The organism is Clostridium sp. UBA1652, assembly GCF_002320975.1.
Lineage (GTDB): Bacteria > Bacillota > Clostridia > Clostridiales > Clostridiaceae > Clostridium_T > Clostridium_T intestinale.
This window is the reverse complement of record NZ_DCLI01000087.1, coordinates 1-14,481: the sequence shown is the minus strand read 5'-3', so window position 1 is coordinate 14,481 and position 14,481 is coordinate 1. Positions and strand designations below refer to the sequence as shown.

The window sequence follows — 14,481 nt, the reverse complement described above, 5'->3', positions numbered from 1 at the left end:
TCCTACAGAATATAGGTGCGTAATTCACTAAATTATTTAGATATTAAAAGGAATTTTATTAAATTAGTATCCTTTTAAGAACAGTTTTAATAGTATATAAGTATAGCGTAAAATGAGTCGAAAAATGCTCTTAAAGGGACTAATATCAAAGGATTTGATGAAATAATATATTGTGGAGATATTATTGGAGGTGGATCATTTCCAGAAGAAACTGTGAAAGAAATAAAATCTATATTAACTGTGGCTCGTTAGGATGTACCATACAAGTGAAGGAATTGAACAGGGGGAATATTAACTATAGACAATCAGAAATATGTTTTTCAAAAAGTTTTTGCTGAGTATGATCTTAAAAGCGTTTTAGAGACAATTAATTTAATTAAGTATCCAACATATTAAGATATTAAGAAATTCTTTTACAGTGTTAGATAGATATAAGTCTAAAGTTTAATTGGTAGTTAACTTCAACATAACCAGTAGTATTATGAGTTGGTAATAGGAATCTCTTGAACGGGGTATTCATATGAGGTAGTATAGTGAATATAAGGAGCCAAGCCGCTCCTTATTAGTGTCTAACTTGACAATATGACTTAGCTGTTGTAAAATTAAAATCTACAATTAAATAATGCAATTTGCGTTTGAAAAACTTAAAATACCTAACATGGGGGCGTTTTGGCTTCGACGGGGGTAAGATGGGTTTGATAAGCGAGCCGGGGGAAGCATGGTCCCACGAGATCAACTATGCAATAAATATAAACGCAGAAGACAATTTTGCATTAGCAGCTTAATATAGTTGCTCATCAGCCCAGGGTGCCCACGCCTTGGATCACTGGTGTCATTGAGTGGGAAACGAAGTTTAGCAAAGCTTTGAGCTAGAGGGGTATTTATGAAGCTACTGAAACAGGAAGTATGTCTGTAGACGTCTTGTGGAGGGAATCCTAAATTACAGAATGCGCTCGGAGAAAGTCAAGCTGGTCTGCTTTCGGACAGGGGTTCGATTCGTAAGATGAGTCGCCTTAAGAAGTGATTCTTAAGTGATAACTTGGCTTTATCGGTGAACCCGAAACAGATAATGCTGTCGGCAATACCGAGAGGTATGTAGAGAAATCTAACAGCCTTGTATCGACTTATAGGTTCCTAAAAGCTTAAGCTTATGGAATACTAAGATAGAAGTTCAAAACTATATTATAGCTTCTATAATACGCCAAGCATCATAATTATTATGATGAAGATATAGTCAGTGCCATACGAAACTATGGATGCACATGACCCCTCGCCTCCACCAAAAAATCACTACAATTGTGATACAATTTAGAGTCACTGATATCAGTGGCTTTTTTTGTTGTTTCATGGGAAAATAACTATTGTAAAATTAATATTGAAGGCTGAAATGGATTGTATTTGTCAATTAGTGCACACATCTAGTTTTTTAGAAATTAGGGGTGTGCACTTTTTGATAGAAATAATTAAGGAAAATATGATTAAAATACAAATTTGGTATATAATGAAAATAAGAAAAATATAGCAATGGAGCTTATTAATTAAGACATTAAATAAATATAAAATAAAATTAATTGACTACAAAATATATCCTAAAGTAGATTATTCAGAGTTACATAAATTCTAAAAAGCCATTGGTTATTTTAATCGGTGACTCAAACGACATATTAGCAATTGATAGGATAACAAAATCATTATTGGTATTATGTGGAGAAAATAGAGGCTACTATTTTTTTAGGGGGAGTGTATAGGTGTTAGAAAATCTAACGTTAATAGATATAGAAAAAGAGTTAAGCAATAAACTTAAAGAGTGTGAGTTAGTAAGCGATTTACGATTAACATATCAAGATTTTTGTATATTAGAAAGAAGTTATAAGGAGATATTAGGACAGTTTAATGATATCAATTTTCTAGTTAGTAGTATTAAATGCTTTGAAGCTACAACAACTACCATTTTAGTATATGAGGCATTATATAAATATAGGAAAAGCTTTTGGGATAATATAATTGGACTATTAAATATTGAGGGTAAGGATATAAACTTTGTTAAAGATACCTTTGTTAGTGTTTTTAATTTTACCATAAGAAAATATAAATTAAAAACATTTAAACATGTTGGTGGTTATAAAAATATAACGCCGATGATTTGTCATAGTGGAGTACCGAATTCAAGTTTGAGTACACTTTTTGCAATTGCTACAGAGTTTATAGATATAAAAGATATTGGACCAGAGGAAATTATAGAAAATATCAAATATTTTATTAGATATAAGGTTGATAAAACTATATATAGATTTATTACTAATAATGAGGATAGAGCAAAAGAATTTATATATGATCTACAGGTATTAGTAAAAGAAGCAGAGGAAAATGATTATTCCTATGAAGATCTAACAGGTAAGTTTAATAGTCTTGAGGATAGGATTATAAATGAATATGTTAAATATAGAACTTCAAATGAATATTTAGGAATTAAAAATAATAAAAAGAAAAATTATATTATTCAACCAAGAATAACTTTAGATAGTATTAGTAGTGGGTTAATTATAATTTTACCATCTAATATTGTTAAAAATAGCTTTTTAGATTTTGTAGAATGGCATATAACAACAGACAAAAGTTCAGATATTATAAAGTGTATCTTATACGAAAAGGGTGGACAATGTATTAGTGAAAATAAAAGAGTAAAAGTATCGGCTAGTACAAACTATAAAATAAAGCTTATCTATGAAGATGAAGTCCTTAATGAATGGCAATTTAGTGGTTTTGAAGATGTTGAACCCTTTATATTATTTGACCATAAAGGGAATTTATTAAAATCTACTAATGTAAAGGATCAAAATATTTATATTTTAATGAAAAATACTTGTAAATTAAATGCTATAAATATAGATAAAAGAGAATTCGATATTAATGAAAAAGGGTATATAGGTTATATAGGACAGGAGATTAAGTTTAAAGAAAAGATTCAACAAGTAGAAATAATTACAGAAAATGATGATATATTTAAAATAGAGTATAGAGATAAAAATAATATAGTACTATTTGGCAAAAGTGAAGTGTTTAACGATAATTATTCTGAAAATAGCACACCGATATATTCTGAAAAGCCACCTGTTATTAAAATTGATAATGCAGTAACTTTAGATAATACCTACTATGTAGCTATTAGAAATATCAAAAATGATGTAGATATAAAGATACCAGTAGAGTATGAGATAAGTAATGGAGATGCACTAGTTTCACTTGATGCGATTAATTGCTTTAAAGAAAAAAAATATGGTGAGTATGATGTTAGGTTTTATGCCGGTAATAAGCTTGTAAAAATACTTCCATTTAAATTTATACCCAAAATTGAAATTAGTAATGACTACAAATCTGAATATCCATCAGAAAAAGGAAAATATAAAAGTCAAACTATTAAAATTATCTGTGATAAATCTATTATTATAAATCTAGATAATACAGACTATGAGGTTAAAGATGACATTTTACATAAGAACTATAGTTTTAGTTACTATGGTGTAGATCATTTTATAAATGGGAATTTAGAAATAAAAATGAATAATCATTTCTTAAAGTTTAGTATAAAATCTAAAAGTAGAAGTATTTGCTATTCCATACTTAATGAAGGTGAGGATTTAGATAATATAAGTTTTTCTAAAGAACCATTAATGGTATATAAAAAAGAACTTAAAACTAGTAGCAAATTGATAGCTTTAAGCTTTATGGATAGGTCTATTAATAGCTTTAAAGTTGATGTTTTATTAGTTGATTTTAAAGATAATATACTTCAATCAATGAAAATCGAGGCTATAAACAATAAGTGTATATTTATACCATTAAATAAATTTTATGATACTATTAATTCAAGTTCTTCAACTAAATTTGTAATTAAAATAATAGTTAAAAATGATTATGATAAAGTTATAAGTGAGTTTATACCTTGCGTTATAAAGGAAGAGGTAGTGATTTCTAAAGTTAGATATGAGGAACTGGATAGTGGAGATATTGCTTTAAGCTGGATTTCAGAAGGTATAAAGTTAGATAATGAACTAGCTTTAAAAATGTACAATATTTTTAAGCCCTGGGAAGAACCATTAAGTTTATTAATAGAAAAAGATAGTATAAGGGAAGATGGAAAAAGGGTTACTATGTATCTTAAAAAAGATAGACTATCTCTTAGAAATGATACCATGTACTATTTTAATATAGAAGATGAATCAGATGATTTATTTGCTGAAGAGAAAGAAGAAAAAATTTTAAGTTTTAATAAAGATGGGTTATACAATAGAAACTGTAATTATCAATTAGAGAAAGTAGTTAATATAGAAGTATTGATAAGTAATTTGGTTAAAGCTAAAAGACGAGAAGAGTTAGTGATGGTTTTAAATGATATAAAAACTTATAAGATAACAGAAAAACTTTCAAAATATATCCTAAATTCGATATTCTTTTTACATATGAACTATTCAATTTTATGTGATATTGATGTTGAGGATAGAAAATTGAAAAATAAATGTATTTATGGATTATGTCTAAAGTATATCCGAAGTTATAACTTATATAATGTAATGGAATATTTATTAGAAATAGATAGTTATGATAATATAAAAAATCTTTTAGATAAATTAAAAATTGTTAATATTGACGTAGATATTAATAATGGTATTAGTAAAGGAAAAAGAGAAGTTTTATGGGAATCAGATGAGGAAAGAGCTTTTTTAGTTGAAGCTAGAAGTGGAATAAGTTCTAAAAGTATATTAATTAAAAATATTTGTGATTTAATTGGTGACGATTTAGAAATGAAAATCCTAGGATATAGCCACGAGTGTGATACTTGTAAATATAAAGGTAATAAAGGCTGTATTAGTATGTATATTAAAAGAAGATGTAACAAAAGAATAGTTAATTTATCAGAAGAACTACTAGGAAGTAAAGCTATGTATAGTACTTTGTTTGATAAATATAATACAAACTTTAAAAAGAAAGAATTAGATAGTTTAAATTGGATAAATGATACTGGGGATAATGGCGTTATAATTAATGGAACAACATATGTAGAAACATTATTTGAATGGGTAGAGTATTACAACAATGAAAACCGGAAAAAGCTATACGATAAAATAATTAATGACATAACAGAGTTAGGTATACTTATTAAGAAACTAACGGATAACTATGAATTTAAAGTATTTAATAAGATGTTACTAAATAGAAAAGAGGATAATAAGACTTCACCTAATACTTTTGCTTATTATTGTGGTGTAACTATATTGATAGCGTCAATGATGAAATACAAAAGATTAGATAGTTTATTGAGTAATAAAGATAGACAACTAATTGTTAAACTATTGATGATATTTAGAAAAGAAATGGAAAAGGTGTATTTAAGAGATTTGTATGTAATAGAATTTTATTTAATTAAAGGAGAAGGGTTATATGTCGATGGATCCAATTAGAAGTACAGAATATATAAATGAAAAATATAAAGAGTATATTAGTTCGATTTTAAGTGTTAAAGATGAGAGGTTAAAAGAAAAGGCTTTTAAGAAAATATCAGAAGGAAATAAATTTATAAAAGGTCCATACTTAGAAATAACACCAGAATTTGAAAAGGGTAGAAGTATAAAAAATCTTATTGAAGATAATATTTTAAGTAAGGATTTTAAATATTTAAATCATGAATTCGATAATGAAAGATTGCTTTATAAGCACCAAGAAGTGGCAATAAATAAAGTGTGTAAAGATAAAAAGAATATTATTGTAGCAACTGGGACAGGTTCAGGTAAAACAGAATGTTTTTTGATTCCAATTATTAATGAATTAATGAAAGAAAATGAAGAGGGAAAATTAAACTCAGGAGTAAGAGCATTGTTGTTATACCCAATGAATGCTCTTGCAAATGATCAAGTTAAAAGAATTAGAAATGCACTGAAGGAGTATGAAGATATAACATTTGGTAGATATACTGGAGAAACTGAGCCAACTTATAATAAAGCATTAGAATCGTATAAAAAGCAGAACAATGGTGAAGAACCAATAATAAACGAGTTAATATGTAGAGAACAAATGAGAGAAAATCCACCTCATATATTATTAACTAATTACGCTATGTTAGAATATTTACTATTAAGACCAGAGGATAATACATTCTTTGATAATAATAATGGTGATACTTGGAGATTTATTGTATTAGATGAGGCTCATACTTATAAAGGTGCTAGTGGTTCTGAAATATCAATGTTACTTAAAAGATTAAAGGAGAGAGTAAATGGATATGAACTTGGTAAGCTACAGTGTATTGCAACATCTGCAACATTAGGTGGAGGAAAAGAGGATTTTCCAAAGGTAGCTGCTTTCGCTTCAGAGTTGTTTAGTGAAAAATTCTATCCAGAAGATATTATAGAATCAAAGAGGCAGAAATTTGGTGAGGTATCAAGTTTATTACAGGATAGGAAATGTGATTTTTATATTGAATTAAAAAATGACTATAATAATTGTTTATATAATAATTTAAAACTAGATAATCTATGTTATAAATATAATATTAAATATTCACCAAATAAAGAAATTTTTCTATATGAACTATTAAAGGATGATAAAAATCTAAGAATAATACAAAATAGGCTTACAGAAGGAACAAAGAATATTAATGAAGTCATTGAATGGGTATTTACAAATGATAATACTGTAAAATCGAAAGATAAAGAAGAGGCTTTAGTATCATTAATAGAACTTGCATGTATAGCAAGAGTAGATGAATCATCAAAAGCGTTATTACCTGCAAGATATCATTTATTTGTTAAATCTTTAGAAGGAATGTATGCTTCATTTTACCCAACCCCTGAAATCTATTTAGAAAGAAGAGAAGAGGTACATATTCAAAACTCTAAGGTTAAAGTATTTGAACTTGCTAACTGTCAAAAGTGTGGTCAAGAATATATAGTTGGTACAATAGATGGAGATTACTTGAAGCATTATAATGGTAATATAACAGATGAGCACACTCCAATAAAATATTTTAAGGTTTTTGCTGATGAAGAAACAGATGAGGAATTAGATGATGATGATTGCTTATTTGTTGAAGCTAAAAATAATAAATTGAAAAATAATAAATTGGAAGATTATATATTATGTTCAGTTTGTGGGAAGATAGAAAAGGTTGGGAAAAAGAACAATAAAAGCTGTTGTAACGTATATGATGATAGGAAATATTTAAAGGTAAAACATGTTGTAGATAAAGGAATATCAATAAATAGCTGTACATCATGTGGTGGAGTATCAAAGGATATTATTAAAAGATTTTTAACAGCAGATACTGCAGCAACTAATGTTATATCAAGAAGTTTATACGAAATGATACCTGGTAATGTCAAGATTACTATCCCAAAGGAAAATGTTGAGGTTACTGAAGATGATTGGTTTTTTGATGATGGAGAAGAATCAGCTGAAACTGAAGAAACTGTTCAAGAGCTTATTAATCCAAGAAAGTTACTTATATTTTCAGATAACAGACAAGAGGCAGCCTTTTTTGCATCTTTCATGAATGATAAATATAATCAAATATTATGGAGAAAAATAATTATTAAGGCTTTAATGGAGTCAAAAGAAGAGTATTTAGGACCAGATGAAGTTATAACTAGAATGGTTAGAATTGCATCAGAAAACGATGTATATGAAGAAAATATTGATAAATCACAAAAAAATAAAATAGCAAGTACATTCTTAATTAAAGAAATAATCTCTATAGAAAGAAATACAGGGTTAGAGGCACTTGGATTAATTAACTTTAGATATGAGATACCAAAATTAAGTAGAGGTTATGATAAGCTAAATTTATCAGCAGACGAATTTAATGCACTTATTAATGTTTTATTAGATAGTTATAGATATCAAAGTGCAATATCTTTCCCAAGCAATATAATACAAACTGATGAAGCGTTTGAACCTAGAAATAGAGAGGTGTTCTTTAGACTTGAAGAAGGTGAATTAGCAAAAGATAAAACAGTATTAGGCCAATTGCCAAAAGATAAATCAGAAAATAAAAGAAGTAATTTTATAAAGCGGATACTAATTAAAAATGGATTATCTAAAGAAATGGCAAAGGTAGAAGCTAAAGCAATATTAAAGGACCTGTCTACTAAATTAGATGAAAAATTTATAAAGAAAGGTATTGTTGATCAAATTGATGTAAAACCGTTTGGAATAGTCAAAAGAATAAATTACAAAAAAATAAATATATCTTTAGGAAGAGAAGAAACGAAGTTATTTATTTGTGATAGGTGTGGTAAAGTTACAAGTAACAATATATTTGATTTGTGTCCAGAGTTTAGATGTGAGGGTTCGTTAGTAAGTTATTCTTCTAACCTTTCAAATAAGTATAAATACTATAAAGATTTATATAAAGATTTAGATTTAAAGCCAATGATTGCTAAGGAGCATACTGCACAACTTACGAGCAATACTGCAAGTACCCTACAAAAGAAGTTCGAAGAGGGAAAAATTAATGTATTAAGCTGTTCGACAACTTTTGAAATGGGGGTAGACGTTGGACAACTAGAAGCAATAGTTATGAGAAATGTTCCACCTGAAACTTCAAATTACATTCAACGTGCTGGACGTGCTGGACGTCGTGGCTCTTCAACTGCATTTGTTGTTACTTTTGCTAGAAGAAGAAGTCATGATATTAATTATTATAATAACCCAGAAAAAATTATATCAGGAATTATAAAGGCGCCATATTTAGAAACTAAAAATGATAGAATTATAAAGAGACATATGAACTCTATTATATTTGCATATTTCTTTAAGATAAAACCAGATTTGTTTAGAAGAACTTCTTTATTGTTTAATGAGGATGTAGAAGACTTTGGGAGAACTACTTTAAAGGAAATATTGGATAAGTATCCAGAAGAGTTAATGGAAGCTTTAACTAGAGTAGTACCAAAAGAGCTACATGAAAAATTAAAGATAACTAATTGGGGATTCATAGATGAATTATGTGGAGATGAAGGATATTTTACTAGAGTTGAAAATGAATATAGAAATAACATTAGGCAATTAAAGGATTTGCAAAATGAAAGATTCAAAAAAGGTGATAATACAGACTACATTAATAGAATAATGAATACCTACAGGGATAAGTCAAATATAAACTATCTATCAGATAGAAATATTTTGCCGAAGTATGGTTTTCCGGTTGATGTAGTATCATTAGATATTTTAAACAATGATATTTCAGCAAAAGAAATTGAAATTTCAAGAGACTTAAAAATGGCTATTTCAGAATTTGCACCTGGATCCTCAGTAGTTGCTAATGGGAAAGTTTGGACATCCTATTCAATTAATCAGGAAAGTAATAAAGGATGGCCAACCTTTGATTATGCTATATGTGATAAATGCAAAAAAATTCACACTCATGTTAGTGATATATCATCAAAAAAAGCTGACAGTAAAATAGAGTCGTTTTGTGAATGTGGTGAAGAATTAAAAATTAGAAAGTTTATAAAGCCAGAGTTTGGATTTTCAACAAATGTTGATACTCCAAAGGCTACTGGAGACAATAAACCGAAAAAGTATTATGCTAGTAGAGTAACATTTGAAGATTTTGAAAAGCTTGATATTTATCAAGAAAAGGAAGTTATTCAGGATACCATATATATATATGGATATGAAGTTAGTTATAAGTATGCACCAATGGGTAGGTTATTACTTGTAAATTCTGCATTTAACAATATGGGATTCAGGGTATGTAAGTATTGTGGCTATGCAACAGCTGATATGCCAAATAAAGAAAATAAATTTAAGCACAAAAATAAGTTTGGAAATGCATGTCCAAGTGAATACGCGTATAACGTTGATTTAGGTCACCAATTTAATACAGATGTATTGAAAATAGATTTACCTATTTTGGGAGATTCAAATGATATACTGTGGTATAGCCTCTTATATGCAATAATAGAAGGCGCTTGCGATGAATTTGATATAGTTAGAAATGATATAAATGGATGCTTATATTACAATAATTTAACTGTTTCAAAACCATCATTAATAATATTTGACGAAGCAGCAGGTGGAGCAGGACACGTTAGAAAGATTTCTACGAACTTAAAAAATGTCTTAGAAAAAGCATATAAAAGAGTATCTAATTGTGACTGTGGCGAAGAAACAAGTTGTTATGGCTGCTTAAGAAATTACAATAACCAAATATTCCATGAAAAGCTACAACGTGGCGTAGTCAAAGATTATCTACAAAAATTAATTAAATAGTTTGATTAAGTAGTAATCAAGGTTACAACCATTGATATGATCAATAGGGTAGCAAGAGCTACTCTTTGAGTCTCTCCAGTATCAACGATCACATAAATTTAAGGTATATTCTAAATGTCGTGCTTAGTCTTAACCATGAAACCCACGAAAATCTAAGATTTGGATTTTCGTGGGTTTTTTATTTTATAAAAATCAAGAGAATCATTTTAGAGATAGAGATGAATGAAAATCTTCATGCAGAGGGGAAAGTATTGTTAGGCATTAGATATTTTGGAGCTATATCAAATAAAAAAATTAGATTATTTAATAAATATAATAGTAATTGTGAATAATAAGTTAGTAAATATAAATTAAAAAAGGAGATATATTATGAAAAAGAAAATTAGTAAACTTATAGCTTTATCAATAATGGTATTATTATTTAATATTATTGGGGAAAATAGTTACGCTTATGCACAAGGTACATATTTGGCTAAGGAACAACAAAATAATTCAAAGGATATTGTTGACATTGCTACTGGAGATAATAGGTTTAAAACTTTAGTGACTGCTTTAAAGGCTGCAGGATTGGTTGATACACTTAAAGGGCAAGGTCCATTTACAGTATTTGCACCTACAGATGATGCATTTGCTAAGCTTCCAAACAACACAGTAAGCGATCTTTTAAAACCAGAAAATAAGGAAACACTCGTAAAGATTTTAACTTATCATGTTGCACCTCAAAAGCTTACTGCAGCAGAAGTATTAAAGTTAAATGGTAAAGAGTTGAAAATGGCAAATGGGGAAAACGCTAAAATAGAAGTGAAAAATAATGAAGTATATATTGATGGGGCTAAGGTTGTAGTTACTGATATTATGGCTAAAAATGGAGTAATACATGTAATAGATACAGTTATGATGCCATAGATAAAGAATAATTGTTACGTATATTTATTGAGAGTTTGCTGTATTAAGAGAAGCTATTAGAGCTTGATAAGTCTAAATATTATTGTATATTTTATGGGAAAATTTTATTTTAATGATATAATAACTTATTGGTGCATTTAGCACATATAAGGAGAGAATGATGGTAAAGAAAAAAATATCAGAAATATACAATAATGAATTAACCACAAAAAAGAACTTATTAGAAGCTATAGATGCTGTGAAGGCTTCAAAGAATACATTAAATGATGAAGATATGCAAAGCTTGTATAATGAAATTTATAACAGTATTGATGAAATTAAGGACAAAGTAAAAGCTAATACAATACTTTATTTGAAGAATCATCTAAAAAGCACCTTGGGTAAATATGTGAAAGACAAAGAAGAAAATAAAACAAGTTATTTTATTGAATTTTTTAAAAAAGCATATCCTCCAAAATCAAGAAGAAAAGATTTTACTTGGGTTCTAATAGATATTAATAAAATATCTTATGAGCAAATTTGGCATACTTTAACTTATATAAACAATTTGAATTTGAAGGGAAAGAAATTCACAAGCGAAGAAAAAGACGATATTATACCTATGATAGATAAGCTATTAAGCTCTGGTAATAGTAAATATATCAATCAAATTAAGAGTTTTTCAAGCCTTCAAAGTGAGCTTAATATCAAAATAGTGCTTGTAGAAAATGAAGATAACCTATTAAAGACAAAGAGAATTAAATAATTCTTTGATTTGGTAAAATTGAAAAATTATTAACTGTAAGGCAAACATTAATTAAAAAAATAGGGGTGAAGTAGCAAGAGGATATATTATAGTAGATTGTAGTGTGTTTTTAAGGTTATGCTTCGACTCCACCATTAAAACCTGCGATAGTACAGAAGTGTATAATCAAGAGGAACTATTTTCTCAAGTATCCCTGGAACGTACAATGTTTAACGTAGAGATATTAAGTCCAAATTTATATTTTAATAAAATATAAATTTAAAGATAAAAATAAGGTTTATTTTTTATCAAAATTTGATATAATATAAATAAGAAAAGTTTAGTGCTGCAAACACTAAACTTCCTTAGAACATTTATTTTGTTTTAGGGCTATTGAATTAATTAAATAGAGATTTAATTAAGAGTAAAGAGCACTATTCTTTGTCGGATGGGTGCTTTTTCTCTTTGCCATTAACTTCTATATGAATACCAAGGAACTTAACCTTGATAACTAACTTAGAAATAAAAAGATTATTTTTTAAAACTAATTTAATAATATAAATAGTAACAAAGCTTTTTATAGTCAGCTCTAGCATATTCAATACCACCCCCTAACTTTGATGAAATATCATCAATAGTCCAAAGGGGGATAAAATATTCAAAACCCCCGTAGCCATCCACTACGGATTTTTCTATATTACCTTTGAATTATACCATAATTATGAAGAACATATACACAAGAATAATATGGAAAATACAATACGTTATAAGGGTAATGTTAAGCATAGAATAAAAGAAAGTATACACTTGAATTATAATTTTCTGATTTAGTTTTTTATATTTACATAGAATAAATGCACCACCCTAATATTTTGAGATTAAGGGGGGCTTTTTTTATTTGGGGGGTATATTTTTGGTGATTAATAATCCTTATTTATCATTTGTAAGAGAATAATCTATTGACAATTACAATCAATTAGAATAAAATTAAATTGTGCAAAATTTAATTTAAAACAAAGTCTGTTACTTATAGATTTAGTCAAATGTTTATGTGAAAGATATAAATTTATAAGTAAATTAAAGTTATGATTGTGCAAAGGAGGTTATTATGCAGGTTGTCTTAGATGCTTTAGTTATTGCTGTGGCGGTTGAACATGTTTTTATAATGCTACTGGAGATGTTTTTTATTAAATCATCAGTTGCTAGAAAAACTTTTAATATAGATAGTAAACTTCTTGATAGAAAAGAAGTAGGAGTTATGTTTGCAAATCAAGGATTATATAATGGCTTCTTAGCTGCAGGATTATTTTGGAGCTTTTTTGTACCAGAATTAATGTCAACTCAATTAAGGTTTTTCTTTTTAGGATGTGTAATTATTGCTGCTATATATGGAGCAATTACATCTAATAAAAATATTCTTGTGAAGCAAGGTGGTTTAGCTATATCAGCAATGATTTTATTAATAATAATTTGAGCTATATCATAATTATTTATAGATAATTATGATAATGTAAAAGATAAATTTAAAGATTACAATTTACGAAGTAAATTGAGCTATATAAAACATTTAAAATTTAGGAGGTTATGTATTATGAATAATACAATAGATAAGATAAAGAATCATAGATCAATAAGACAATATTTAGATAAAGAGGTCCCAAATGAATTAATAGATGAAATTCTTAAAAGTGCTCAGGCTATGCCTAACTCAATTAATGGACAACAAACATCTGTTATAGTTGTAAGGGATAAAAAGAAGAGAGAAAAATTAGCAGAACTTGTTGGTAATCAACCATATGTTGCAAAGGCTCCAGTATTCTTAGTATTTGTGATGGATTTTTATAGAACTCATCTTGCAGGTGAAAAAACTGGTATGAAGCAAGTAATTCATGAAGATGTAGAAGGTATTCTTGCAGGATCTGTAGATGTTGGAATAGCTTTAGGAGCTTCTGTTGTTGCTGCCGAATCCCTTGGACTTGGCACAGTACCTATTGGTGGTATTAGAAAAAATCCAGAAGAAGTTATCGAAATATTAGGATTACCTAAGTATACTTTTCCAATGGTAGGATTAGTAGTTGGATATCCAGCTGATGAATCACATAAAAAACCTAGAGTTCCTTTTGAAAGTTTTAGGCATGATGAAGGTTATCATATAAAAGCTGTTGAAGACTCAATTAATGTTTATGATGAACAGATGGATGAATATCTAAAGGAAATTGGAAGAGTTGAGCAAGAAACAAACTGGAGTACTGTAACTTCAAGAGTTTATCAATCAGTTTATTATCCTAAGGTTAAAGATGCTATTAATAAACAAGGATTAAAAAGTAAATAATTAGTAGCAAAAGATAACTTTTGAGTTCATCAAGTATTGCTAAAGAATAGATAATTAAATAACATGAAGAAACAAAGCAAGTGATTGTATTTAGAAATATAGTCACTTGCTTTTATTATTGATGTGAATATTATAATAGAGAAATAAAAACAGCATAAAATATCACTCATCATCATTTTTAGGATGATACAATTACATTACTTAGTTATTAATAAAGTGATAGGAGTGATTAACCTGAAACTTAAAACTT

7 protein-coding genes and 1 other RNA gene are annotated in these 14,481 nt (G+C 27.9%); 7 read left to right on the top strand and 1 reads right to left on the bottom strand.

Annotated elements, in window-relative coordinates:
- The first annotated feature begins 668 nt into the window (after window positions 1-668).
- From ssrA to B3N22_RS18790, 5 genes are all read left to right on the top strand, one after another.
- Window positions 669-999: a transfer-messenger RNA gene (gene ssrA, locus B3N22_RS18810) on the top strand.
- A gap of 749 nt (window positions 1,000-1,748) precedes the next feature.
- Window positions 1,749-5,459, top strand: coding sequence for a hypothetical protein (locus B3N22_RS18805; protein WP_286909525.1), 3,711 nt, complete (start codon window positions 1,749-1,751; stop codon window positions 5,457-5,459).
- Window positions 5,440-10,269 carry a DEAD/DEAH box helicase gene (locus tag B3N22_RS18800; protein WP_286909523.1) on the top strand — a complete coding sequence of 1,610 codons (4,830 nt, stop codon included), beginning with the start codon at window positions 5,440-5,442 and terminating at the stop codon, window positions 10,267-10,269. Before B3N22_RS18805 ends, B3N22_RS18800 begins: the two co-directional genes overlap by 20 nt.
- A 369-nt stretch (window positions 10,270-10,638) precedes the next feature.
- Complete coding sequence (locus tag B3N22_RS18795; protein WP_286909521.1) at window positions 10,639-11,175, top strand: fasciclin domain-containing protein; 537 nt, start codon at window positions 10,639-10,641, stop codon at window positions 11,173-11,175.
- A 160-nt stretch (window positions 11,176-11,335) separates the two neighbouring features.
- Entirely contained in the window at window positions 11,336-11,920 is a 585-nt protein-coding gene (locus B3N22_RS18790; RefSeq protein ID WP_286909519.1) for a hypothetical protein, read from the top strand.
- 413 nt (window positions 11,921-12,333) lie between these two features.
- On the opposite strand, the gene B3N22_RS18785 is transcribed toward B3N22_RS18790, so the two are convergent.
- Window positions 12,334-12,501 carry a hypothetical protein gene (locus B3N22_RS18785; protein WP_286909517.1) on the bottom strand — a complete coding sequence of 56 codons (168 nt, stop codon included), beginning with the start codon at window positions 12,499-12,501 and terminating at the stop codon, window positions 12,334-12,336.
- Window positions 12,502-13,007: 506 nt separating this feature from the next.
- Here B3N22_RS18785 and B3N22_RS18780 point away from each other — a divergent pair.
- Window positions 13,008-13,373, top strand: coding sequence for a DUF1304 domain-containing protein (locus B3N22_RS18780; protein ID WP_286909515.1), 366 nt, complete (start codon window positions 13,008-13,010; stop codon window positions 13,371-13,373).
- 117 nt (window positions 13,374-13,490) lie between these two features.
- Window positions 13,491-14,231: an NADPH-dependent oxidoreductase gene (locus B3N22_RS18775; RefSeq protein ID WP_286909513.1), complete on the top strand. Its 741-nt coding sequence runs from the start codon at window positions 13,491-13,493 to the stop codon at window positions 14,229-14,231.
- Window positions 14,232-14,481 lie beyond the last annotated feature (250 nt).

Coding starts and splice junctions, on each gene's coding strand:
- B3N22_RS18795 (WP_286909521.1), top strand. CDS start 10,639: ATGAAAAAGAAAATTAGTAAACTTATAGCTTTATCAATAATGGTATTA.
- B3N22_RS18775 (WP_286909513.1), top strand. CDS start 13,491: ATGAATAATACAATAGATAAGATAAAGAATCATAGATCAATAAGACAA.
- B3N22_RS18790 (WP_286909519.1), top strand. CDS start 11,336: ATGGTAAAGAAAAAAATATCAGAAATATACAATAATGAATTAACCACA.
- B3N22_RS18780 (WP_286909515.1), top strand. CDS start 13,008: ATGCAGGTTGTCTTAGATGCTTTAGTTATTGCTGTGGCGGTTGAACAT.
- B3N22_RS18800 (WP_286909523.1), top strand. CDS start 5,440: ATGTCGATGGATCCAATTAGAAGTACAGAATATATAAATGAAAAATAT.